This window comes from Pseudaminobacter sp. Soil_N_29, assembly GCF_057656055.1.
In genome coordinates, this window is sequence record NZ_JBDGLC010000002.1 from 120,884 (window position 1) to 145,464 (window position 24,581).

At 60.8% G+C, this 24,581-nt stretch carries 20 protein-coding genes; 10 read left to right on the plus strand and 10 right to left on the minus strand.

The window, feature by feature from the left end:
- Window positions 1-20 precede the first annotated feature (20 nt).
- Both AC3A4H_RS06585 and AC3A4H_RS06590 read left to right on the plus strand, forming a co-directional pair.
- Entirely contained in the window at window positions 21-1,562 is a 1,542-nt protein-coding gene (locus AC3A4H_RS06585; protein WP_487765986.1) for an undecaprenyl-phosphate glucose phosphotransferase, read from the plus strand.
- Window positions 1,559-2,800, plus strand: coding sequence for an O-antigen ligase family protein (locus AC3A4H_RS06590; protein WP_487765987.1), 1,242 nt, complete (start codon window positions 1,559-1,561; stop codon window positions 2,798-2,800). The genes AC3A4H_RS06585 and AC3A4H_RS06590 overlap by 4 nt, the downstream gene beginning before the upstream one ends.
- A gap of 745 nt (window positions 2,801-3,545) precedes the next feature.
- Here the strand turns inward: AC3A4H_RS06590 and AC3A4H_RS06595 are convergent.
- On the minus strand, window positions 3,546-3,818 hold the full coding sequence (locus AC3A4H_RS06595; RefSeq protein WP_487766341.1) for a helix-turn-helix domain-containing protein: 273 nt from the start codon (window positions 3,816-3,818) through the stop codon (window positions 3,546-3,548).
- Between the two features lie 329 nt (window positions 3,819-4,147).
- Between AC3A4H_RS06595 and AC3A4H_RS06600 the strand changes: the two genes are divergently transcribed.
- The 3 genes from AC3A4H_RS06600 (at window position 4,148) to AC3A4H_RS06610 (ending at window position 7,158) form a co-directional block, all read left to right on the plus strand.
- Window positions 4,148-4,495: a DUF6634 family protein gene (locus tag AC3A4H_RS06600; RefSeq protein ID WP_487765988.1), complete on the plus strand. Its 348-nt coding sequence runs from the start codon at window positions 4,148-4,150 to the stop codon at window positions 4,493-4,495.
- Entirely contained in the window at window positions 4,495-6,306 is a 1,812-nt protein-coding gene (locus AC3A4H_RS06605) for an AAA family ATPase (protein ID WP_487765989.1), read from the plus strand. Before AC3A4H_RS06600 ends, AC3A4H_RS06605 begins: the two co-directional genes overlap by 1 nt.
- A gap of 63 nt (window positions 6,307-6,369) precedes the next feature.
- Entirely contained in the window at window positions 6,370-7,158 is a 789-nt protein-coding gene (locus AC3A4H_RS06610; protein ID WP_487765990.1) for an ATP-dependent metallopeptidase FtsH/Yme1/Tma family protein, read from the plus strand.
- A gap of 474 nt (window positions 7,159-7,632) precedes the next feature.
- Here the strand turns inward: AC3A4H_RS06610 and AC3A4H_RS06615 are convergent, their stop codons facing one another.
- Together AC3A4H_RS06615 and AC3A4H_RS06620 are read right to left on the minus strand one after the other, a co-directional pair.
- A complete protein-coding gene (locus AC3A4H_RS06615; protein WP_487765991.1) occupies window positions 7,633-7,974 on the minus strand; it encodes a DUF421 domain-containing protein in 342 nt (113 codons plus the stop codon).
- Window positions 7,975-8,512: 538 nt separating this feature from the next.
- Window positions 8,513-8,938 carry a metallophosphoesterase family protein gene (locus tag AC3A4H_RS06620; RefSeq protein ID WP_487765992.1) on the minus strand — a complete coding sequence of 142 codons (426 nt, stop codon included), beginning with the start codon at window positions 8,936-8,938 and terminating at the stop codon, window positions 8,513-8,515.
- A gap of 297 nt (window positions 8,939-9,235) precedes the next feature.
- On the opposite strand from AC3A4H_RS06620, the gene AC3A4H_RS06625 reads away from it, so the two are divergent.
- Window positions 9,236-10,714: a protein adenylyltransferase SelO gene (locus AC3A4H_RS06625; protein WP_487766342.1), complete on the plus strand. Its 1,479-nt coding sequence runs from the start codon at window positions 9,236-9,238 to the stop codon at window positions 10,712-10,714.
- A 471-nt stretch (window positions 10,715-11,185) separates the two neighbouring features.
- Here the strand turns inward: AC3A4H_RS06625 and AC3A4H_RS06630 are convergent, their stop codons facing one another.
- Both AC3A4H_RS06630 and AC3A4H_RS06635 read right to left on the minus strand, forming a co-directional pair.
- Window positions 11,186-11,767, minus strand: coding sequence for a peroxidase-related enzyme (locus AC3A4H_RS06630; RefSeq protein WP_487765993.1), 582 nt, complete (start codon window positions 11,765-11,767; stop codon window positions 11,186-11,188).
- A 363-nt stretch (window positions 11,768-12,130) separates the two neighbouring features.
- Window positions 12,131-13,606 carry an NAD-dependent succinate-semialdehyde dehydrogenase gene (locus AC3A4H_RS06635; protein ID WP_487765994.1) on the minus strand — a complete coding sequence of 492 codons (1,476 nt, stop codon included), beginning with the start codon at window positions 13,604-13,606 and terminating at the stop codon, window positions 12,131-12,133.
- A gap of 177 nt (window positions 13,607-13,783) precedes the next feature.
- On the opposite strand from AC3A4H_RS06635, the gene AC3A4H_RS06640 reads away from it, so the two are divergent.
- Window positions 13,784-14,239: a DUF411 domain-containing protein gene (locus tag AC3A4H_RS06640; protein WP_487766343.1), complete on the plus strand. Its 456-nt coding sequence runs from the start codon at window positions 13,784-13,786 to the stop codon at window positions 14,237-14,239.
- Between the two features lie 346 nt (window positions 14,240-14,585).
- On the opposite strand, the gene AC3A4H_RS06645 is transcribed toward AC3A4H_RS06640, so the two are convergent.
- From AC3A4H_RS06645 to AC3A4H_RS06660, 4 genes are all read right to left on the minus strand, one after another.
- Window positions 14,586-16,637 carry a heavy metal translocating P-type ATPase gene (locus tag AC3A4H_RS06645; RefSeq protein WP_487765995.1) on the minus strand — a complete coding sequence of 684 codons (2,052 nt, stop codon included), beginning with the start codon at window positions 16,635-16,637 and terminating at the stop codon, window positions 14,586-14,588.
- Between the two features lie 503 nt (window positions 16,638-17,140).
- Window positions 17,141-17,353, minus strand: coding sequence for a hypothetical protein (locus AC3A4H_RS06650; RefSeq protein WP_487765996.1), 213 nt, complete (start codon window positions 17,351-17,353; stop codon window positions 17,141-17,143).
- A gap of 73 nt (window positions 17,354-17,426) precedes the next feature.
- On the minus strand, window positions 17,427-17,906 hold the full coding sequence (locus AC3A4H_RS06655) for a c-type cytochrome (RefSeq protein ID WP_487765997.1): 480 nt from the start codon (window positions 17,904-17,906) through the stop codon (window positions 17,427-17,429).
- 563 nt (window positions 17,907-18,469) lie between these two features.
- A complete protein-coding gene (locus AC3A4H_RS06660) occupies window positions 18,470-18,676 on the minus strand; it encodes a heavy-metal-associated domain-containing protein (RefSeq protein ID WP_487765998.1) in 207 nt (68 codons plus the stop codon).
- Between the two features lie 257 nt (window positions 18,677-18,933).
- Between AC3A4H_RS06660 and AC3A4H_RS06665 the strand changes: the two genes are divergently transcribed.
- Window positions 18,934-21,456, plus strand: a complete 2,523-nt coding sequence (locus tag AC3A4H_RS06665) for a heavy metal translocating P-type ATPase (RefSeq protein WP_487765999.1) — start codon at window positions 18,934-18,936, stop codon at window positions 21,454-21,456.
- Window positions 21,457-21,545: 89 nt separating this feature from the next.
- On the opposite strand, the gene AC3A4H_RS06670 is transcribed toward AC3A4H_RS06665, so the two are convergent.
- Window positions 21,546-21,866, minus strand: a complete 321-nt coding sequence (locus tag AC3A4H_RS06670) for a hypothetical protein (RefSeq protein ID WP_487766000.1) — start codon at window positions 21,864-21,866, stop codon at window positions 21,546-21,548.
- A gap of 231 nt (window positions 21,867-22,097) precedes the next feature.
- On the opposite strand from AC3A4H_RS06670, the gene AC3A4H_RS06675 reads away from it, so the two are divergent.
- Entirely contained in the window at window positions 22,098-23,549 is a 1,452-nt protein-coding gene (locus AC3A4H_RS06675; protein ID WP_487766001.1) for a multicopper oxidase family protein, read from the plus strand.
- Window positions 23,550-23,867: 318 nt separating this feature from the next.
- The gene (locus AC3A4H_RS06680; protein WP_487766344.1) at window positions 23,868-24,509 is read left to right on the plus strand and encodes a metallophosphoesterase; all 642 of its coding nucleotides are present in this window, start codon (window positions 23,868-23,870) and stop codon (window positions 24,507-24,509) included.
- The last annotated feature ends 72 nt before the right edge of the window (window positions 24,510-24,581 follow it).

Sequence of the window (24,581 nt, forward strand, 5' to 3'; positions counted from 1 at the left end):
GCAAGCTACGGATCATCATCATGAAAGAGCTAGACCCTTCGCGCCTCTATTCGACGGAAGCGGTTCGTCGATTCGACGGCTCAGCGACCGGCATCGACAAGCCGGCCGGCAAGCTCAACAAGGTTGCGCTGCAGGTCGCCTCGCAGTACCGCGGCGATACCACCTCGCCGGTGATGGTGAGCGGCGTGATGCGGCTCGTCGAATTCGCTCTGTTCTTCGTCTCCGGCGCCGCGCTGTTTGCCTTCCATGTCGGCCTGAGCACCCACCTGTTGTGGCAATATGCGGGGGTCATCGGCGGGGTCTCACTGCTGACGGTCCTGCTCTTCGAGATTTGCGACCTTTACCAGATACCCGAACTGCTCAGGCCGTTCCGCCGCGCCGGCCGCTTGGCTCTCCTGTGGGCGTGCGGCTTTGCGCTGGTGGCTATCACCGGCTTCTTCCTGAAAATCTCGAGCGAGTTCTCGCGGCTGATGTTCGGCACCTGGTTCGTGACCGGCTTTTCCCTGGTATTCGGATTTCGCCTGGTGATGGCGCAGCTCATTCGCCGTTGGGCCCGCAATGGAACCATGGAACGACGCGCCGTCATCGTGGGCGGCGGAAGGGCTGCGGAAACGCTGATCCGCGCCATCGAACAACAGCCTTACAACGACATACGCGTCTGCGGCATTTTCGACGATCGCGACGAACGCCGCTCGCCGCCCGTCGTCGCCGGCTATCCGAAGCTCGGCGACGTCAGCGAACTCATCGAGTTTGCACGCATTGCCCGCATCGACATGCTGATCGTTTCCTTGCCGATCACGGCGGAAACCCGCGTCCTGTCGTTGTTGAAACAGCTTTGGGTGCTGCCGGTTGACATTCGTCTTTCGGCGCATTCCAGCCAACTCCAGTTCAGGCCACGCGCCTATTCCTTCATCGGCTCGGTGCCGATGCTCGACATCTTCGACAAGCCGATCAACGACTGGGATTCTGTAGCGAAGCGCGCCTTCGACATCGCGTTCAGCCTGCTGGGCATCATCGTGTTCTCTCCGGTGATGCTCGCGACGGCGATCGCCATCAAGCTCGACAGCAAGGGGCCGGTGCTGTTCAAGCAGAAGCGGCATGGCTTCAACAACGAGGTCATCGAGGTCTTCAAGTTCCGCTCCATGTATGCCGACCAGTCGGACCCGACGGCGCGCAAGGCGGTGACCAAGAACGATCCCCGGGTCACACGCGTGGGCCGCTTCATCCGCAGGACTTCGATTGATGAACTGCCGCAGTTCTTCAATGTGCTATTTGGCAGCCTGTCGCTTGTCGGGCCCCGCCCGCACGCTGTGGCCGCGCAGTCGCACAACCTCTTGTACAATGAAGTGGTGGACAGCTATTTCGCCCGCCATCGCGTGAAGCCGGGCGTTACCGGCTGGGCGCAGATCAATGGCTGGCGCGGCGAGATGGATACGGACGAAAAGATCCGCATGCGCACGGAATATGATCTCGACTACATCGAGAACTGGTCGCTCTGGTTCGACCTCAAGATACTTCTGCTGACGCCGCTGCGCCTGCTCGACACGGAAAACGCCTATTGAGCGCGATTATCCATCAGCTGCCGCCGGCAGCGGTCAACGCCAAGCTCGTGGCGCTGATCTCTTCGGGCGCGATCGGGCTCGGCGTTCTCTTGTCCGGGTTCGTCATCAACGAGCCGGCGCCCTACGAACTCTACATGGCGGCGCTGATCGGCATCTGGTCGCTCTTCGGCCTGCGAATCTCGCGCGCCGTCGCGCCGCTCCTGGTGCTGCTGGTGATCTTCAACATCGGCGGCATGATCTCCATGAGCCAGATGTCGAACCTGATGAGCACGCCGCTTTATCTGGCGGTCTCGCTGTTTCTCGCCTTCACCGCCGTGTTCTTCGCCGCCGTCACGGAAATGCGGCCGGGGCTTTATCGGGTCATCTTCGCGGCCTGGGTAACGGCAGCCCTGTGCACATCCACGCTTGGCATATTGGGCTATTTCAACGCCTTTCCGGGCGCGGCCATGTTCACCAAATATGGCCGCGCGGCGGGCGCCTTTCAGGACCCCAACGTGTTCGGCCCCTTCCTTGCCCTGCCCGGCATCTACCTGCTGCACCGGCTGATGACCGGTCGACCGCTGATGATGGCGGTCTATGCCGTGCCGCTGCTGGTCGTTGTCGGCGGCATCTTTCTTTCGTTTTCGCGCGGAGCCTGGGGCCTGTTCGCTGCCTCGTCCATCCTGCTGATTGCCGCGCTTTTCCTGCAAAGTTCAAGCGGCGCCTTCCGGCTGCGCATTGTTGCCATGAGCATTGCCGCCTTCCTGCTGCTCGCCTTCGCGCTGCTGATCGCCCTGCAGATACCGAGCATTTCGGACCTGTTCACCACGCGCGCGCAACTGGTGCAGGACTATGACGGCGCCCGCCTCGGCCGCTTCGCGCGCTACGGCATCGGTTTTCTGCTTGCGCTGGAAAGGCCTTTCGGCATCGGGCCGCTGGTGTTCGGCCAGATCTATGGCGAGGACACGCACAACATCTGGCTGAAATCTCTGATGGATTACGGCTGGCTCGGCTTCGTCGCCTATCTCACCATGATCTGCTGGACTCTGGCAGCCGGCTTCCGCATCCTGTTTCGCGACCGGCCGTGGCAGCCATACCTCTTGTGCGCCTATGTCGTGCTCATCGGGCACATCGCGCTCGGCACGGTCATCGACACCGACCACTGGCGACATTTCTACCTGTTGCTGGGGCTGATCTGGGGCGCGATCGGGCTGGAATACCGCCACCAGCGGGAAGGCAATGTGCCCGCACTCGGCTAGCCGAGGATGGCGAGAGCAACCGCTGGGGCGGCTGCCGGATCTCGAACCTTAGCAGAAGGAAAATGGTCGGAGTGGCGGGATTCGAACCTTATCCGGAGTGCAACTGTCCAATGAGCGTCAAGATTTAATTCATCGTACCCCTGCTGCGGCTCAGCCGGCCGGACAGCCACTCACTTGGGTCAAAGTTGTTATACTTCTAGCGCTCTGCGGCGGAGGTGTCATAAGGGGCTCATTGCCGCCCCTCTGCCGGACCAAGGTCCGGCATTCACCCGCTAGGATATTTGCAGCAGACGATTTTATCCGTTACACAGTTAGCGCGGTACAGCCGGGGACGGCGATGGCCGCGCAGACGACGACGGGTCGGCCAAAGCGCCGACCCGTAGCCTTTGTGCTGAATGCCTCGAAGAATGGCGCTCGGCGTCCGCAGTACACCAACCTCGGCAAACCAGAACTCAAAATTACTGCCACACGCTATGATCCAGCTGAACTGCTCCCTGCAAGCTGCTGAATGCACGTGGCATACAAGTCAGTCTGCTCTCTGCACGTTCGGTTCTGGCGGACCGGGAATAGTGGAATAAGATTCCCTAATTAATCTTGCCATTATTTCCGCTAGACTTTTGGTTATGAGGGTACTGCCACCGCTCAGTTGGCCCGGCATTCTGAACTCTGATATTCGGCTCGGCCGTAGGCTTCCTGACTATTTGCAGCGCGCAAAAACCGCTCCATTTGGACGTGCCTATTTGCGCTATTTCCTTGCAGTTGACTGCTGAATTCTAGTCCTTGCTGGAATTCTAAAACCTGGCCCAAGACCCTGTTCAGGGGGCAAGAATGTTATACCAGCATCCTCTAATGCCCCTTGGACCTTCTCAATTGAGCGGGTCCCGACGTTCTCCGCGGTAAGTTCAATTTTTGTCAGAGTGGGTCTGCTCACGCGTGAACGGGCGGCCAGTTCCTCGTGGCTCATTTTCAGCGCAATGCGAGCGGCGCGCAGCAATTCTCTCGTGTAGATGGCCGACATTTTTTCAGGAAACCGGCGGTGCTTAGGCAAAGTCAAGGATTTGCTATTTCCTCAATAATTTTTAGCATCAGGCTAAAATGATTGGACACCTTGCTAAGAATCGTAGAGTTAGGTTCCTGCATTGGTCCCCCGGCAATCCCTGGTCACGGCTGCAAAGGATTCGAAAGTGATTCGATACGGAATTTTTGACCCTGATAATCAGGCTCTGGAAATCACGGAGTTGGCTGCACGACTCATCGCGGCTCCGTCGCTCTGCGCCACGATTTGGAAAGCGAAGGAAACGGCATTCCTCATGGCCTCCGCTGCTCAAATAATCCGATAGGTCTGAAATGATGCTCCGATTTGGCCCGAATATCGAAATCGCCTCCGACGATAACCTTCGGAAAATCCTGCGCTTCCAATATTTGGTGGATGATCTCGAAAAGCTGGCCCGAGGAAAATGGCCGAATATTCACGAAAATTCGGGAGCGCCAATTCTCGAAGAATGGCGACTGGCTGTGCGCACGGTGCCTTGTCTCGTAGGGCTGTCGACCGGCCATCCCAAATTACCTGGTGCTCGACGTGAAATTAGCACGTCCGAAATAATCGCATTTTCACCGCAGCTTGGCTGGGCGCGGACGCTTTCTCGTTGGTATCGGCTCGCACCGCGCGACCAAAAAATGCGCAGTGTCCCCTGATGACCAGCGCCGATAATAGCCATGCCGTGTATGAACGGCTTTTTTCGAACTTTCTCGAACGTCTGCGGCACGCGAACGCTGCGGAAGCAATTATCTCAGCGCTCGATCGCGAAATCCTGGTTTCGAGCGCGTTTTCGCATGATGGTTTGTCAGGTGCCGTGTTTCAGCCCGGTCCGGTGGCCGCAGGAAAGACCGAAGCTGAAATTCTGCGCGTTCTTGCGAATCCAGCCGAAAACAGGGCTAACCGGGCCGGCAATTTTGTCGTCGAGGATGGCGAATATCTCATTCAGGAGGACAGATATCCGCTGACGAAATTCTCCGGTGGCAAGTCTGCGTTCAGCAAAAAACAAACAAGCGATAAGCCGCAAACTCACCTCGGTATTGTCCGGCAATTGATGTCGCGGGCGGATCTGTTGCGGCTGGTCCGGCAGTGCGCCGCACCACCAGAGGCAGCAGAGCTTGTTACTCTGCTGCTGGTTGCTGAGGCGATCGCACGCGAAAACGCGGCTTTGGCCGATGTGCTCGCCATTCTCAGGCGAGTGCGCCCGATCATCTCGATCACGTGTTCGGTCAAGGGCTTTGAGGAGCAGTTCGTCGCATTGCTCGACCGCGGCTTCATTCTGACTGGCGCGGTGGTGCGCTCGAACGGCTACGAATCCTTTGATCGCGGCGAATTGAAAGCAAACCTCAACGGCAAGAACCAGCGGCGCATCACCTGCTTCCAGGGAAACGACTGTGCGCCTGTGCATCTCGACTCCTGGACGATGAAGGCGGCGGTTCGCAACCGTCCCATCCTGTGTGTCGGCGAGTCCGCCAGTGCGTTGCCGCCCAAGTTCGTCATCGCCGCCGACTTGCGCCTGAACTGCGGTCCGCTCACGCCCGAGCTGCTGCGCGACACGATCACGGCTATCCTGGGCGATCTGCCCGATGACGCGCTGGCCGCGGTCGACTGCTCGGGCCTCGACTTGGTGGACGTGGCCGTGGCCATCCGACCGGGAAACACCCCGCATCGGGCGGCAACGCTGCTGAAGGAGCTCGCTGCGGACAAGCAGAACGGTCACGCGCAATCCGGGTCCGTCGATCGGCGTCCCACGTCGGGGACGAAAGACAAGCGCGGCGAAGCTGTTGGCTCTGGCAGCGAAAAGTTCATGCCAGAACAGATGACCGATCCGGCTCAGCACAGCCGCGTCCCGCGCATTGAGAACCTGTCGGGATACGGAGACGCCGCCGTCTGGGCGACGAACCTGAAAAGCGATCTGGAGGACTGGCGGGCCGAAGACCTGAGTTGGGACGAGCTGCCTTCGAAGATCCTGCTGTCGGGGCCGCCGGGAACGGGAAAGACCTTCTTTGCCCGCGCACTGTGCAACTCGCTGCAACTGCCATTGTTTTGCACGTCGGTGAGCACGTGGCTGCGGCCGGGTCATCTCGGCGATGTCATCAGCCGCATGAACAAGGCCTTCGAGGAAGCCCAATCATCAAGTCCCGCCATCCTTTTCATTGACGAAATCGACGGCATCGGAGCCCGGCTAGACCCCAGCCGGGACCATGCAGATTATTGGAATGCGCTCGTCAACACACTCTTGGAGCTCCTTGATGGCGTCACAAACCTGAACGGCGTCATCGTGGTCGGGGCGACCAACCGGCCCGCGCACATCGATCCAGCGCTCCTGCGCGCCGGACGGCTGATGCCTCACATCGAGGTCGGTCTGCCCGACACCGCCGCGCTGACGGGCATCCTTCGCCATCATCTGCGTGACGATCTCGACGCCGTGGTGGCCAGCGCGCCAGGGCTGCCCACTGATGGCCCCTGACCAAACGCGCGGCCGAGCGGCCCAGCAAGGCAGACCAGCGAGACTCGAAGAGAGACAATAGTCATGGCAATCGACCCAACTGACAGGACATCAAGCATCACAGACCAGATTTTGCGCAAACTCGCGCGCCAAACGACGGGCATGAGCGGGGCCGACATCGCGTCCCTCGTCAACGATGCGCGCGGGACAGCGCGTCGCGAGAAGCGGAAAATCACGATGGCCGACATCGAAGAGGCGTTGCTGCAGCGAAAGCCACCAAAGTCGGATGACGTAAAGTTTGTTCTTGCCCATCATGAGGCAGGGCACGCCGTCGCGCAAATCTACTTCGGGTTGGGATCGATCAAGCAGATAACCATCAACGGCGCTAATGGGTCCGCATACGTGGTTGCGCCCGTCGATAGCTTTCAAGAGGTGATCTCAGAGGAGATGCTCACCACGCTGATCGTGATCAATCTTGCCGGACGCGCCGCCGAGCAAGAATATTGCATTTGCGTATCCGCGGGCTCAGGGGGAGCCGAAGACAGCGATCTCGCGCGCGTCACCAGGCTGGCATTCAATCTGGAGATGACGCTCGGTATCGCTGGAGAGTATCCCTTCCTGTATCGAGACGTGGACGACCCGTACGCCCTTCTGGCTCTCAATCCCAGCATCGCAGAGCGGGTCAATCGGCGGCTCGAAAGCGCCTATGTGCTGGCACGCGACATCGTCGTCCGGCACCGAAGGGCAATCGAATATCTGGCCGGCCGCCTTCTGGCCGAGGAGACTTTGGAGGGCGAGGCGCTGGAAGCGGCCATCCAGGAGGTCAGAAACCGCATCGCAGAAAATCCTGTGCCCGCGCTTGGTCAGCCTTAGCTGACCGACGCCACTTAAGTATCCCGACGCGGTTGGAAATGAAAACAATCCTGAATTTACCCTCGGATTTGATAACATTTGCGACTTAAGGCTCCCCGGGATCCTTGTGCAAGTCAGGTGTGCAAGCGTTCATCGGTTCCGGGCGCAACGGGCATCCATCCAATCGAATTGCCTCTTGCAATACGGCGGCAACCAAAGACCTCGCCGAGCGACACAACTGACCGTCTTAACAATGAATGCTCGGGTCTATAGAAAAGTAATGCCTAAAAACCTGGACCAATACAGCGAATCAACCACAACTAGAATGACGAACAAAGCAGGCGCAAGCAGAAGGTAAAAGAACTGGGTGATGTCCATTGTAACTTCGGCTGCAAGCCCCGCAGTATCCAAAGCAAGCGACGGCATCTGACCGCCCCATCGGTCCGGCGCGGACACGTTTGGCAGTCGAGCCCTTCCTCAGGCTGTCCAAAGCCTTCATTTTTCAACCACGCTTACGCGCCCGTCGCCCTCTACATGTGCAACGTTCACCGCTGAAACATCCTTCACGCCCTGCATGCGAAGATTTGCCTTCAATTCCTCTTCTGTAAGCGCTTCGTTGTTCAGATTTTTCGGGATGATCTCACCATCCTTGACAACGATCAGCGGTTTTTGCTCAAGCAAACGCCGCACCGCTGGGAAGTGGTAGGTCAGCTTGTTGGTCAGGTAATTCAGTCCGACAAACACGCCGATCTGGATAGCTCCATCTGTCAACGACGAAAAATCACCCAGAGAATGCGACGCCGCTTCTGTGACGAGCAGCAGGAACACCAAATCCATCGGAGACAGCTATTTCCCCCTACAGGTGAATGGCGGCATAAGGTCTGGCGTGATCGCATCAGTAGTCAGTCCTCATGCCGTCGCCACCTGTTTGCCTACCATTGGAAGATCGCGAGAGGAGCGCCCCAGTGACCGGAGCGGAAAAGAAGAACCTCATCGAGCTTTCAGGTTACGCCGCTGTCGCTTGGCCTTGATCCGTTATGGAGGCCGCACGCTCGATCGACGCCCACCGGGCGCGAGGTTTGCTGGTGCAGACCGATTGCGACGTCCAGGATCTCTTCCGGGCTCCTGCCGCCAAGAATGTGGAGCGACAGGATTCTGGCAGCTGTCTCATTCCTGTCGCCGACGTCGGTGATCGCCAGTGCCTTGACAATGCGAAGATAAGCATCTCCCCTCTCTAGGTCCAAATAAAAGCCCCACGGTGCCAACATGACGGCAGCTTACCGCAATGTGCAAGCCCGAGACCGGGCGGTCCATAAACGGCCCTTGCCAGACATGCTGACGGCTTCAGTGAAGATCTGAGGCAATCTCGTAAATCTTAGGCACCAGTCGCCCGGTGGATGATCTGGACCATTGCCAAGGTGATGGGCAGCCTGAACCTGCGCGGGCCTGCACTGCCCGGGTTGAGATAAATAACGTCATCGCGGCTCTCGATACTGGCACGATGAGAATGACCAGAAATCACGAGATTGATGCCCATCCTGGCTGGGGCAAACGTCATATCCTTTCGGTCGTGGATCACGAATATCTTCTGGCCGAACAGCGTCACTTGAGACGCCCACGGCTCGACATCGACATTGCCGCGAATTGCCGAGACTGGCGCAACACGTTCCAATCTCTCGATGATGGTGGGGTCTCCAATGTCGCCCGCATGGACGATGTGGTCGACGCCTTGGAGAAGCGCAACAGCATCTTCACGCAGAAGGCCGTGAGTATCCGAGATCACACCGAGAAGAATGTTCATAGAGCCTAGAATTATCCGTCCTCGCTGGCACTGGCGAGAATGCTGACTTCGGAGTCGTTGGTCTGCGCTTGGCGACCCAGAACGCGGACTCCGTCAAGAGTACGCAACATCAGACACCTCGGCCGCTCGCTTCCTGCTAGGAATGGCGCTACGGCGACAATTGACAGCAGCTTCCTGGCTGGTCGTCCAATATCCGAAACTGCGATTGGGTTGCGACCCAACAGCCGCTCTCAGATTGTTGGCCCCGACCCGCGGCATCCCTATGTAGCCGGTAACCTGAACAACTCCCGAGATGTCATGCGCAGTCCCCGGTTTCAACACACTTATGCCGCCGACCTCCCCGAACGGCTCTACGCCCGCCCGGATCCATCCCCGGTTTTGACACCGCGTCTGCTTGAACTGAATGAAACACTGGCGACGGAACTGGGCCTCGACATCGGCTGGTTGCGTGGTCCTGACGGTATCATAATGCTGGCCGGAAACCGCTTCCCCGCTGACGTGCGCCCCATCGCCCAGGCCTATGCGGGTCACCAGTTCGGCAACTTCGTGCCGCAGCTTGGCGACGGTCGTGCCGTCCTCGTCGGAGAGTTGCTCGATACCAGCGGCCATTTGCGCGACGTACAGCTGAAGGGCTCCGGTCCGACCCGGTTTTCCCGCAATGGCGACGGGCGCGCAGCGCTCGGACCGATGATGCGCGAGTACATCGTCAGCGAGGCGATGCACGCGCTCGGGATCCCAACCACGCGGACCCTAGCGCTGGTTGCCACGGGCGAGCACGTCTACCGCGAGACCAGGCTTCCCGGAGCGCTGATCGCGCGCGTTGCCGCCAGCCACATCCGCGTCGGCACGTTCCAGTACCTTGCCGTACGGGAAGACATCGACGGCCTGCGGGCCTTGGCCGACTACGCAATTGCGCGGCATTATCCGCATCTCGCCGAAGTCCCCCGTCGCTACCTTGGGTTCATCGACGCCGTTGTCGCAGCACAGGCGAAGCTGGTGGCACAATGGATGCTGGTCGGCTTTATCCATGGCGTCCTCAACACCGACAACGTCGCCATTTCGGGTGAGACGATCGATTATGGTCCATGTGCGTTCATGGACGCCTATCATCCGGCGACCGTGTTCAGTTCCATCGACCATCAGGGTCGCTACGCCTTTGCCAACCAGCCGCGCATCACCGTCTGGAACCTGGCGCGCCTAGCTGAAGCGCTGCTGCCGATCCTGGGCGATGATGCAGGTGGAGACGACCAAGGCTTCGAGCTGGCGAAAGCGGCGATCGGATCGTTCCAGGCCCGCTACGAGGCGGCGTTTCATGAAGGCATCCGCCACAAGATTGGGCTGTTTACCGAGCAGCCGGGCGACCTTGATCTTGCCGCCGAACTGCTTGACCTGATGGCGCGCAACGGGGCGGATTTCACCCTTACGTTTCGCGATCTCGCGCATGAGGTCGACGGCTCCGGCCGAGTACGCAACCACTTCATCGACCCGACTGCTTTTGACGGCTGGGCTTCGCGCTGGCGTGAACGGCTGGCCCGCGAGCCGGAGAATGCAGCCGACCGGACTGCTCGGATGCGCGCGATCAATCCGAAATACATAGCGCGCAATCACCGCGTCGAAGCTGCCATCGCCGCCGCCACCGATGAAGGCGACTTTGGCCCTTTCCGGAGCTTGCTCGCTGTCCTGGCGCGTCCGTTCGACGAGCAGCCCGAGATGGAGGAATATTCGCAGCCACCCGCTCACGAAGAGCGCGTCCTGCAGACATTCTGCGGTACGTAATTGCGACTACCGTACAGGTGCCGAATGAGATGGGTTGCAGTCTGATGTGCCTTCCCAGACAAATGAATGCCCTTGGTGATTGAATGAGCGCCTTCGAGTGGCGCTTCCTGAATGCGCCACTCTCAAACAAGGAAGCAGTTCGATGTCCATCATTAAGAAGCAGACCTCATCGGAAATAGCAGCGAGGGCCGCAGCAACCCTGAGCGACTCCAACACCTCGGCGATCGCGAAAAGCTTGGCATGCTCAGCTTTGGCGCAGGCGGCAAATGGCCGTCAGACAGGAGCCGACGACTCCGACAATGGCCTTCGCGTACCAGGGCACCCGGCTGTCACCGCTGCGGTCCACAGCGCCACCACAGCGCGCTTGATGGCTCGCGCCAACTGATTTGCCCTGGACCATGAGCATGCCGCTCGCCGATGAGCCTTAAGCGAAACTCAAGCGGCCGCCCCACTAGACGCCCGAGCAGGTCTTCAACTTCTGCCTAGCGAATAGAATTCGTCGTTGGGACGGAGGCTAGTGAAGTTCGCCAAACGGTTCGACATGCCGAAGAAAGCAGCGATGGCCGCGATGTCCCAAATCTCGTCATCGCTGAAGCCATGCTCCTGTAGAGCCACACTGTCGGCCTCATCCACCGCCCACGCCTCCTGGGAAACTTTCATGGCAAAGTCGAGCATCGCTCTTTGTCGCGGCGTGATGTCCGCCTTTCGGTAGTTGCCTGCGACCTGATCGGCAATCAGCGGGTTCTTGGCGCGAATTCGCAGGATCGCACCGTGGGCAATGATGCAGTACTGGCACTGGTTCGCCGACGAGGTTGCGACCACAATCATCTCGCGCTCGGCTTTGCTGAGCCCTCCCTCCTTGTCCATCAGGGCGTCGTGATAGGCCATAAAGGCGCGGAACTCGTCTGGCCGGTAGGCGAGCATTAGGAAGACGTTCGGAATGAAACCAGATTTCTCCTGCACCCTTACAATGCGAGCGCGGATGTCTTCCGGCAGCGTCTCAAGTGCGGGGACAGGATAGCGGCTGATCGTGGCTTGGGTCGATTGTGCCATGCGGCGTATCTCCGGCTAAACCTTGGCGAGTGTTGACGATGTGGGCGACCAGCGTCAACGCCTTGCTCACCTCGGTTCTAATTCGAAATAAATATTTTGCTGATAGCCGTCTAACGCTACGCCGACCCGCGGGCTTTCCACTGCGCGCAGGGATTGAAGGTGATCCTGACGCTTGCTCCCGCACACGTGTCCCTGCGTGAAGCTTGCGAGGCGGATACTGATGCACAGGCGCACTTCGTAGAGCCCTTGATCACAGCGCCATCCCCGTCATGTTCCTATGGGGCCGTAGTAGCGCAGTCACTCTGCGCGGATAGTCTTGCAACGGAAGGGCTTACCGATGGGAAGAGGACCTCTCCGTATGCTTCAGATGCCGCCCATGCAGAGGTATTTCATTTCGAGGTAGTCCTCGAGCCCGTGGCGGGAGCCCTCCCGCCCGATGCCGGACTGCTTCATCCCTCCGAAAGGCGCGGCCTCCGAGGACATGCGTCCCGTGTTGATGCCGACCATGCCATATTCCAAGGCCTCGGCCACACGCCAGACACGCTTCAGGTTTGAGGCATAAAAATACGCGGCGAGGCCGTAGATCGTGTCGTTTGCCGCACGCACCACCTGCTCCGCGTCCTCGAAGCGAATGATCGGGGCCAAAGGCCCGAATGTCTCCTCCTGCGCCACTTTCATCTCGCTGGAGATCGCGGTGAGGACCGTCGGCTGGAAAAACGTGCCGTCTGTGCCGATCCGGGTTCCGCCGCATCGAATTGCGCCGCCTTTTTCCACCGCGTCGGCAATGTGGGACTCAATCTTGGCCAGGGCACGCCTGTCGATCAGCGGCCCGATCGCGACGCCCGGCGCGAAGCCGTCGCCAACCGAAAGCTGGCGGACCCTCTCGACGAACTTGTCGACGAATTCGTCATGGACGCCCGATTGGACATAAAGGCGGTTCGCAGAAACGCAGGTCTGGCCGGCATTGCGGAACTTCGCCTGGATCGCGCCATCTACGGCGGCATCGACATCGGCATCGTCGAAGACGATGAAAGGTGCATTGCCGCCCAGCTCGAGGCTGACCTTCTTGATCTGGTCCGAGCACTGGCGCATGAGCAGCCGTCCGACCTCGGTCGACCCGGTGAAACTGATCTTGCGCACCTTGGGATTGGAACAAAGTTCGCTTCCCACCGCCGCGCCTTCGGAGGCGTAGACCAGGTTCACGACGCCGTCCGGGAAACCAGCCTCCGCCGCGAGCGCGAACATGGCCCCAGCAACCAGCGGCGTCTGTTCGGCGGGCTTCAGCAAGATCGTGCACCCCGCTGCCAGTGCCGGAGAGATCTTGCGCGCCACCATCGACGCGGGAAAGTTCCATGGCGTGATCGTGCCGACAACGCCGATTGGCTGCTTGATGACCATCATGCGACGATCTGTCGACGGTGCCGAAATCGTCTCGCCATAGATGCGGTTGGCTTCCTCGGCATACCATTGCAGATAGGCCGCCGCGTGCGACACCTCCGACCTGGCCTCGACAAGCGGCTTGCCCATCTCCGCGGTGAGGATCGCGGCGAGATCGTCGGTGTGGGTGACGATCAGCTGATGCCAGCGCCACAGCGTGTCGCTGCGCTCCCGGGCCGTCAGCGCGGCCCATTCGGCCTGCGCGACATAGGCCTTGTCGATCGCCGCACGCGTCTCTTCGACACCCATGTCGGGGAGTTCTGCCAGCAGTTCACCCGTGGATGGATTCATGACCTCGAATGTTCGTCCGCTGATTGGCGTGGCAAGTGCCGGCACGCGGTCGATGGAGCAAAACAGGTCCGGGTGCTTCAGGTGGCGGGTCAGCGGTGGACAGAGAGGCAATACCGATCTTCTCCTGCAACTATGCTTGGTCGTTGTAGCGCTGGCATGTAGCCCACATATGCGACTTGCGCATAGGGCCTGCGGTGGCTAGCCGCAGAACCACCGGGCCCAAGACAAGGATCAGCCGATGGGGTACGCTGGCCCGCCGCGTGATCATTGAAAGAGGGTAATGTGGGCATTTTGAACAAATCCGTACTCGGCGCTGCGATTCTGCTCTTGTCGTCGTCGATTGCCGCGGTCGCGGATGGTCGAGCCGCAAAAGTCACGGTGTACAAGACCCCCTGGTGCGGCTGCTGCCACCTGTGGGCCGAGGCCGTCGAAAAGGCGGGATACGACGTCAGGTCCGTTGACCTGGAGGACCTGTCGCAGGTCAGGAAGCAAGCGGGCGTGCCCGCCGCAATGGAAGGCTGCCATGTCGCCGCGGTCGACGGGTATTTCCTGGAAGGCCACGTGCCGCTAGAGGCTATCGACAAGCTTCTGAGCGAACGGCCGGACGTCGCCGGCATCGCGGTCCCGGGCATGCCGGAAGGATCGCTTGGAATGGGCGATGATCCCAAGGCCACGTACAACGTCTACGCCGTATCGCGCGATCAGACAGTTCGCCCGTCGCTGTTCTACCAAGCGGGTGAATGAGAAACGACGTAGGGCCGAGAAATGGGTGTTTGCGTCAAAGGACGTTCGCCCTTCGCGGCGTCAGTCGCTGAGCTGATAGGGAAGCGGCGCGTCGTCCGTCAGTCGGACCGTGGACAAGCGTCCAGAGGCGCGGAACGAATGGCGGCAACTTACGCATACAACTCTCGTATTCTGCGCCGAACTCGGCGAGCGCCTCGCGCAAAGCCTCGTCATACCCTTCCCAGCGGTATGGAATGAAGCCGTTCTCCGGTGTCCAGCCGTTGCTGCAGTAGCTCTCCCATATCGGTGCTCAGCCTACCATCCTATAATGTCGCTCGCTGCATGCCGCGTCTTACGAACCTTGGGACTAGGGTCTCCTGTAGAAACGCAGCAACTGCGCGTTGAGGGCGACGATGACGGTACTGGCGGACATGAACACCGCAGCAATTGCAGGCGACATGATGAAACCTGTTCCGAATGTAATGCCGGCGGCCATGGGAATGGCGAATGTGTTGTAGCCCGTCGCCCAAACCAGGTTCTGCACCATCTTGCGGTAGGTTGCGCGCGAGAGCCCCAGGATCGCTGCGACGTCGCGCGGATCGCTCCTGACAAGAACTACATCGGCCGATTCTACGGCGACATCGGTGCCGGCTCCAATCGCCACACCCAAGTCGGCCTCCACCAGCGCAGGCGCGTCGTTGACGCCGTCGCCGACCATCGCCACGGAGAGCCCACGCACCTGCAGTTCCTTGATCTTGGCCGACTTCTGATCGGGAAGTACCTCGGCAAAGAACTCAGAGATGCCCAGCTCCCTCGAGACGGTCTCGGCGACACCGCGGGAATCGCCGGTTAGCATGATTGACTTGACTCCCAGTCGACCCAGCTCGGCGACCGCCTCCTTGGACTCCGGGCGTACGATGTCAGCCAGCGCAAATAGGGCACGTGGCTCGCCATTGCGCACCAGCACAACAACGGTCTTTCCTTCGTCCTCCATTTGCCGCAGACGCGGTTGGCTTATTGCCTTGCCCTGGCGCGCGAGATGGCCGGGACTGACGATCCTGACGTCCTGATCACCCACCTTGGCGGTGATGCCTTCCCCGGTGATGTTGCTGACGTCGCTGGGCTTGGCAATCTTCAGGCCGCGTTTCCTGGCTTCCGCGACGATGCCATGGGCGATCGGGTGCTCTGACTGACTCTCGGCTGCCGCCGCATAGGCCAGTTCGGTATCCTCGACACCTTCGCGGAGCAGCACAATGTCGCTCACCCCGAAGCGCCCCTCGGTCAGCGTGCCAGTCTTGTCGAACACGGCGGCATTGAGCTTCCTCGCCCGCTCGAAGGCGGCTCGGTCGCGGATCAGCAGGCCGTTGCCAGCCGAGAGCGAAGTGCTGACGGCGACCACCAGCGGCACCGCGAGGCCGAGCGCGTGCGGACATGCGACCACCATGACGGTTACCATGCGCTCCATTGCGAATTGAGGCGAAGCTCCAAGAACGAGCCACCAAACGAGGAGCGTACCGATCCCGACCGCCAGGGCGATGTAGGTGAGCCACGCCGCGGCGCGGTTGGCGATGTCCTGCGTTCGGGAGCGTGTCGCCTGCGCCTTCTTAACGAGATCGATGACCTGGGCGAGATAGGTTGCGTCCCCTGTGGCCGTAACCTCAATGGTCACCGCATTGGCCCCGTTGATCGCACCTCCGATGACGGTCGCCGCAACGCCCTTGGAGACCGGACGGGATTCTCCGGTCAGCATCGCTTCGTTGAAGGCTGACGACCCCTCGATGATTCGGCCGTCGACGGGTACCTTGGCTCCCGGCCGCACGACGACGCGGTCGCCAGGCTTAAGTATGGTTATCGGCACCTCGTGGGTGGTGCCGTCCGCATCGATCCTGGTCGCGCTGTCTGGCAGGAGCCGGACCAGTTCCTCGAGCGCTCTTGACGCTCCCATCACGGAGCGCATCTCGATCCAGTGTCCCAGAAGCATGATGGCGATCAACGTCACCAGTTCCCAATAAAACTCCTGACCGGGAAAGCCGAAAGTCACGGCAGCAGAGAAGAAATATGCGGACGAGATGGCGAGGGCGATCAGCGTCATCATTCCCGGCTGCCGCTGGCGTAGTTCGGAAGCGAAGCCCGTCAGGAACGGCCAGCCGCCATAGACATAGGCGACGGTGGAAAGGGCGAAGAGAACAAGGCCTGCGCCAGGAAAGGCAAGACTCTCAGCCATCCCCAGCCAGTGCTGGATCATGGGCGACAGTAGCAGGATGGGCGGTGTCAGAACGAGCGTGACCCAGAAGCGGCGACGGAAATCGGCAACCATTTCCGCGTGGTCATGGCCGCCGCCATGTCCGACATGGTCCGAATGCGCGTCTCCAGCCGCCACGACATCGGCCGGCTTGGGCGCGCCCTCCTTCTCAATCAAGGTCGAGTCCACATGCTGGTGATTGCCGTGATGGGGGTGACGATCTGGGGTCATTTGGTCCTGAGCCTGTTGCGGGAAAGTCATTCTTGTTCCACGACGACTGCATCCTTGGTGTGAAGGGACGAATTATGGCCGGAGGCGTATGGTCTCACGGCTTTCTCCTCCTGAACGGGTTCTGGCTGCGCTCGCTCAGTAACGCCCAGGCGACTACTATCGGGCAAGCTACCAGAAACATAAACGCGATCGCTGTCCAGAGGCCGATCCCGAACAGCCAGAGAACAGCTGCTCCTGCAAGCAACCCGACGATCGGACACAGCCATAGGAGGCGATCAGTCAGCGTAGGTCTTGAACCGATAGTTCCATTTTCTCCTTCGCCGGGATTGTGCGGCCTCGTCATCATTCGGACCTTTCTGGTGCCGGACGGAAGCTTCGCTCCATCCTATGGTCGGATACCGTTTCCACAACGATAAGAAAGCTGGGGCAATCGACCGGATCGCATGCACCTAACGCGCCACGCGTCTTGTGTGACGGGCTCGTGAACTTCCGCAGACACTTCCTCGGGAAATCGCCTTGTAGGCTTCGTCTGCGCCGTCGGTCTGAGGACCGCCGCAAAGGCGCTCAAGGGCGCACAGCAGATGTTCGGCGACATCATTGCGGCCGACATCGGTTGCGGTCTTGAAGGCCTTTATGATCATTCGATCGAGCGCCTGTGCCATGGCTATTTCCTTGGCCCTCAAGATTGCACCTTCCACCAGGTGGAAGGTCAAGAAAAACTGCAGCACTCAAGCATTATTTCACGAACCGTTCCCGGCGCTCGAATTCGAGATTCAATTCGTCGTGCCTCTTCTGGACGTCCTTCGGCCATCTCGATTTGAGGTATGACAAGACCGCGACGATCTCGTTGTCGTCCAGAACTGGACCGAAAGCCGGCATCCTGGTCTTGTAGCCCCTGAGATTGGCCGCCTCAGCCAAACCAAGTTTGGTGATGTCGATCAGCAGCTTGTCGGGGTGATGCCATGTGTGACCGCTCTCGTTGTGCGGCGGGGCAGGCATGAAGCCGTCCTCGTTTCTGGTCTGCCAGTCTGGCTGCCCTTCGAGGTTGGGGCCATGGCACGAGGCGCAATGCTCGGCATAGACGACTTCGCCCCTGCCGACGACCTGAAGATCATCCGGCTTCAGCAATCCGGCATAATTACGGTGCAGGAATGTCGTGCCTGCAAGTAGGCCGATCGCCATGGCTACGATGGAAAGTGCCGCAAGCTTCCTCATCGCCGCACCTGTGTACGCTTGCAGCAGACGGTCAAGTCCTCATGTTCCTCGGCCCGCCTGAGGCAGGCGGACAGGATCACTGAAAGAACAGATATTTGATCAGCGCCGCTATCCCGAGCACTGCCAAGACAAGGAGGACAAGGCTTGTGATCCCCATCCCCCACATTCCTCCCGACATCATCTGATCCATCGTCGTCCTCCATTCTAGTGGGCACAGCAAGTCCGCACCCAAGCAGCAAGGTCCGGGTATCCTCAGGTCGCCCCTTTGAGGCGGCTCATATGTATCGCATGATGGCTCTTGCTAACCAACATGGCTTCCAGAACGTCATCGCCGTGCACGAGGACTCGCAATCTTGCTGACGCGATATGCAGAGCCAACGAAAAAACGACCAGACCAGGAGCCTGTGGACCAGCTTTGTTGTTGCCTCGCCCGACGATTGGCTGGCTTGCGCGCCAATCCACTACAAGACATCGTTTCGCCGGACCTACAGCCTGTCGGTCGCTAGGTTGCGAGGCGTTCTGGGTAGGACGATGCGGTCAACTTTGGCCGTCCTCTTCAACCGCTAGCGTGTCGTGCCGGATTCGGCAGGATAGCCAGCTGTCTCGAGCGCTCGAGTTACCACTCCTCCATCAGATTTCGTTTCCACAGTGACTGTCTGAGTCTTGAGGTCTATGTGGACGCGTGCGTCGGCATCGACACCCTGCACAGCCTTGGTGACGACCTCGGCGCAATGGCCGCAGGTCATGTCCGGAACCTTTAATGTGATCATTTCAAACTCCTGTTGTTGATCCGGCGATTGCCATTGTCGACATGTGCGCCTTCCCCTGGCTGGAAGGTCAAGGGGCTCTCTTTGTGCCGCCCGATATTTTCTCTCATTCCGCGCTGGAATTAGTCGCGATATTCACTTCGTCTCGGCATTTCAATAACTTACCGTTATTTCAGAAAGGTGGGCCTCCCTATTGACCTTCCCGTCACTGGAAGCTCTAGACCTCTATCCAATCGAGAATGAACAGAGGTCTGATCTCCATGAACGCCCATTCGAATCCCGGTGCGGCCACCGTCAGGCAAGGTTTCCCGATCGCCGGGATGACTTGCGCATCCTGTGTGCGCCGGGTCGAGAAGGCGATTGCCAAGGTGGCGGGCGTCGCGTCCGCAACGGTCAATCTTGCCACGGAAAGCGCGGAGGTCGTCTTCAGCGGCCAGGCCGATCCGACGGCCGTCGTTGCTGCCATCATGGAGGCCGGCTACGAGGTTCCCGCCGAGCGCACGGAAATCCAAATCGAGGGCATGACCTGTGCCTCCTGCGTGCGCCGCGTGGAACTGGCGATCGCGACCGTGCCGGGGGTGCTCAAGGCGTCGGTCAATCTGGCAACGGAACGCGCGACGGTGGAAAGCCTGGCAGGCGTGACGCCGCGCTCTGCCATAGACGCCGCAATCCGCAAGGCAGGCTACGAGCCACGCCGCTCGGACACGGGTCGCGCTGGCGCGGACAGCCGCGAGGAAGCCCGCAGCCGCGAACTGTCCCAGCTCAAGCGCGACCTCGGCATCGCGGCGGCCCTTACGCTGCCCATCTTCGTGCTCGAAATGGGCTCGCACGCCATTCCCCCGTTGCATCATTGGCTGCTGATGAATGTCGGTCAGCAGGCGCTCTACATCGCCTTCTTCGTGCTGGCGACGATCGTCCAGTTCGGCCCCGGCTTGCGCTTCTACCGCAAGGGTGTGCCAGCGCTTCTGCGCCTTGCGCCCAACATGAACTCGCTGGTCGTCCTCGGCTCATCCGCGGCGTGGGCCTATTCGGTGGTCGCCACTTTCGCGCCGTGGGTCCTGCCTGCCGGCACGGTCAACGTCTACTACGAGGCCTCCGCCGTGATCATCACGCTGATCCTGCTCGGCCGCCTTCTTGAGGCCAAGGCCAAGGGCCGTACCAGCGAAGCGATCAAGCGGCTGATGGGTCTGCAGGCCAAGTCGGCCCGCGTCGAGCGCAACGGCGAGTTCGTTGACGTTGCCCTTGAGGAAGTCACTGCCGGCGACGTCATACAGGTGCGTCCCGGAGACAAGGTTCCGGTCGACGGCATCGTGCTTTCCGGCTCGTCCTTCGTCGACGAATCCATGATCTCCGGCGAGCCCATTCCCGTCAGCAAGGGTGAAAGTGCTGAAGTCATCGGCGGCACCATCAACAAGACTGGCAGCTTCACCTATCGCGCCACCAAAGTCGGGGCCGACACGCTGCTTGCCCAGATCATCCGCATGGTCGAGACCGCCCAGGGCTCGAAGCTGCCGATCCAGGCCCTGGTCGACAAGGTCACGGCCTGGTTCGTACCCGCCGTCATGGCCGCCGCCGCACTGACCTTCCTAGTCTGGTTGTCCTTTGGGCCCGAACCCGCCGTCACCTTCGCGCTTGTCAATGCGGTCGCTGTTCTGATCATCGCCTGCCCCTGCGCCATGGGGCTTGCGACGCCGACCTCGATCATGGTCGGCACCGGCCGTGCCGCAGAGCTTGGCGTGCTCTTCCGCAACGGCGAGGCGCTGCAGGCGCTCAAGTCCGTCGAGATCGTCGCGCTCGACAAGACCGGCACGCTCACCGCAGGCAGGCCGTCGCTGACCGACCTTGAGGTCGCCAAGGGTTTCGAGCGCGCCGAGGTGCTGGCGTTGGTTGCCGCCGTCGAGGGCCAGTCCGAACATCCGGTGGCTGCCGCGATCGTGGAGGCGGCCAAGGAAGAAGGCGTTGCCCTGGATGCGGTTGACGCTTTCGAGGCGGTTCCGGGCTTCGGCGTCAGCGCCGCAGTCGGCAGTCGCCGCGTGGCGGTCGGGGCCGACCGCTACATGGCGCGGCTCGGCATCGACGTCGAGGAGTTCGCGAACATCGCCGCCCGCATGGGCCAGAACGCCAAGACGCCCCTCTATGCCGCCATCGACGGCAGGTTGGCAGCAGCGATTGCCGTCTCCGACCCGATCAAGCTGACGACCCCGCAGGCCATTCGCGCCCTGCATGGGATGGGCCTGAAGGTCGCGATGATCACGGGCGACAACCGCCGCACTGCCGAAGCCATCGCCGCTCAACTCGGCATCGACGAGGTTGTGGCCGAGGTGCTGCCTGACGGCAAGGTGCATGCGATCAAGCGCCTGCGCGCGGGCGGCCGGGCGGTGGCCTTCGTCGGCGACGGGATCAACGATGCGCCAGCTCTGGCCGAAGCCGATGTCGGCATGGCCATTGGCACCGGCACCGACGTCGCTATCGAAAGCGCCGACGTGGTGCTGATGTCGGGCGACCTGCTCGGCGTCACCAACGCGATCGCGCTCTCCAAGGCGACCATCGGCAACGTCCGCCAGAACCTGTTCTGGGCCTTCGCCTACAATGCGAGCCTGATCCCGGTGGCCGCAGGCGTGCTCTACCCGGTCGGCGGCACGCTTCTGTCGCCGATGCTGGCGGCTGGTGCGATGGCGCTGTCGAGCGTCTTCGTGCTCGGCAATGCCATGCGTCTCAAGCGCTTCCAGGCACCGGCCCGTGCCGCCGCTACAAGCGCACCCTTGCCAGCACTCGCCGAATAGCCCCGCGACCCGCTCCGAAATGCGGGTCGCCTTCCAGGTTCCACTCACTCTTGCCGAGGCATGCCGTGTCCCCCGTACCTTGGATCGAGTCAAAACGACACAAGGTCAGTTGACCTGCATATGCCTAGAGATCCAATATTATCGACATGAACTTGACGCAGCAGCCCATGGCCACGCCACACCGACGCAACGCCGCTCGCCAGGCGCGTGCGGCCGTGCTGCCTGCATTTCCGCTGGCCGCGAGAAATTTCCTGCGCCTGATGTTGCCGCTTCTTCTGCTGGTGGTCTTCACGCTTGGACAAGCGGCCTTCGCCCAGCCGATGGGCCAACAGCATCACCCCCATGCGGCCGAGGCGACATGGCACCACGCCAAGGCCGACACCACCTGCTGCGACGACCGTCCCCAGCATGGGGCCGTCAAAAGCTGTCTAGTCCAATGCCTGGCCTCTTGCAGCTTTTGCGCGCCGTTGCCCCTTCCAGCGGCCTTTCCCGACGTACCAGTCGCGTCGCCCCTCCCCGCCACGGACGATCCCCTACGCGGCGCAATAGCGTCGCCCCATCCCAGGCCGCCATCCATCTCCTGAACTGACGCGAGACCCGGCTCGCCAGGAGCCGGCCAACAATCAGTTTGGAGATCAACCATGAACACCCTTTCGCGCCGCGGTTTCCTCGCGGCTTCCGCCGCTGCGTTTTCGGCCGCCGCGGTCCCATCGCTGCTGCTTCCCGCGCGACCGGCGCGCGCCGAGGGCCAGACGGTCATCACCGCGGGCAGACGTGTCATCGAGGTCAAGGGCCGCGCCGCCAACGTCTTCGGCCTGACCCGAGCCGACGGCAGCCATGGCCTCGTCATGAATGCCGGAGAGAATTTCCGCGTCCGGCTGGAAAACCGCATCGGCGAGCCGACGGCCATCCACTGGCACGGGCTTACCCCGCCTTGGCAGCAGGACGGCGCTGCGGGCATCTCGCAGGAGCCGATTCCGGACGGCGGCAGCCATGACTACGACTTCCCGGTCGCGCGTCCGGGCACCTTCTGGATGCACTCGCATGTGGGGTTGCAGGAGCAACGCCTGCTCGCAGCACCGCTGATCGTGCGCAACCCGGCGGAAGCCAATGCCGACATCCAGGAAGTCGTGGTGCTGTTCCACGACTTCACCTTCCGCGACCCGGCCGAGATTTTGGCCGAACTCAAGTCTGGCGGACACGACATGTCCGGCATGTCGATGGGCGGCGGCCACATGGATCACGGCGGCATGGACATGGGCGGAATGCAGATGGGCGGCATGGCCCACCTGCAGGACGTGCAGTATGACGCCCTGCTTGCCAACGACCGTACGCTCGACGATCCGGAGGTTTTTGCCGTCGAGCCTGGCGGTCGCGTCCGCCTGCGTCTGATCAACGGCGCTGCCAGCACGAACATGTGGATCGACCTTGGCTCGCTATCGGGCAAACTGATCGCCGTCGACGGCATGCAGGTCGAGCCTCTTGAAGGCTCGCGCTTCGAGTTCGCCGTCGCACAGCGCCTCGACATCTTGCTCGACCTGCCGAAAGAGACTTCGGCATGGCCTGTCCTGGCCGTGCAGGAGGGCGGCCGCATGCGTACAGGCGTCGTACTTGCTGCGAAGGGGGCGGCGGTCGGCAGGTTCGCCGAAATGGCGGAAGAGGACTTTCCCGCCGTCGGTGCCGGGCTCGAGGAGAGGCTGCGGGCGGCAAATCCGCTGGCCGAGAGGCAGGCGACGCGTCGGCACACCATGATGCTTGGCGAAGCATCCGGTTACGTCTGGACGCTCGACGGAGCGGTGCACGGCGCGGACAAGCCCCTTGCGGTGAAGGAAGGCGACCGTTTCGAACTGACCTTCATGAACCACACCACCATGTCGCATCCAATGCACCTCCACGGGCATCACTTCCAGGTCGTGGCCGTCAACGGCCGCCGTATCGCCGGAGCCATGCGTGACACGGTGCTGGTTCCCGCCGGCATGGGCATGGTGACCATCGCCTTCGACGCCGACAATTTCGGCCAATGGGCGCTTCACTGCCACCATCTCTACCATATGGTCGGCGGCATGATGACATCGATGGTCTACGAAGCCTGACTAAACGCCGGGCGTCGGCGAGGTCATCGACGCCCGGCGCGGCTTGCTTGGAATGGCGACGCTGATGCAATTCGGTATTGAAATGGCGTGTCTAGGGAGGCGCAAGATGGGTCGTCGGCGTCAATCGTCATTTACCTTCTGTGAGCTTGCATGCAGTAGGGGGAGATTTTTCCCCTCTCGTTTATTGAACCACATGCAGTCCCCTACCCTCACCTACGCCATCGGCGACGTCCAAGGCCGAGCCGATCTTTTGGCTCGGTTGCTCGACGGCATTGCTCAAGACGCCAGTAGGCACAACGCTCCTTACAAAGTGCTTTCCTGGGCGACATCATCGACCGCGGCCTTCAAAGCAGGCAGGCCATGGACCTCGTTTGCAGCACATTGGATGCCGTACCGGGATCGAGATTGATCCTTGGAAACCATGATGAGTTCCTGCTGAAAGTTATGGACTTAGGTGACGATTGCGGACAGCTGTTGAGGGGATGGGCAGCCCGTTACGGAGCTCCGACACTGGCTTCTTATGGTCTTCTCGACTGCGAAGAAGCCAAAATGGTGCCACGATTGATGCGCGACCGCTTCTCGCGCCACGTTGATGCACTTACGCAAGCCGCTTGCATAATCGTCGAAGGCGACTACGCGTTCGTGCACGCAGGCGTTCGCCCTGGAGTTGCGCTCGATCGGCAGACCGAAAAGGACCTCAGGTGGATCCGGAACGATTTCCTCGCCTGTGAAGAGCCATTCGAGAAAATTGTGATCCACGGACACACTGAAACCACAAGCGGGTTGCCCGAAGTGTTCCCAAATCGTATCGCCGTCGACACCGGAGCCTTCCACACTGGCCTGCTGACCGCTGCGGTGATATCGCGAAAAGCCACAGTCAGATTTCTATCGGCCTCCGAGGGCGGCGGCGTCCATGAAATCACCCCTCACCTATCCACAGACAAGGTCGCCCTGTCCTAGCTCCCAGAGTGGCAAGATCCCTCGAGTATCCACGGACATTCGGTTACGCCTAGCCACCGCCCGGAAATTCAT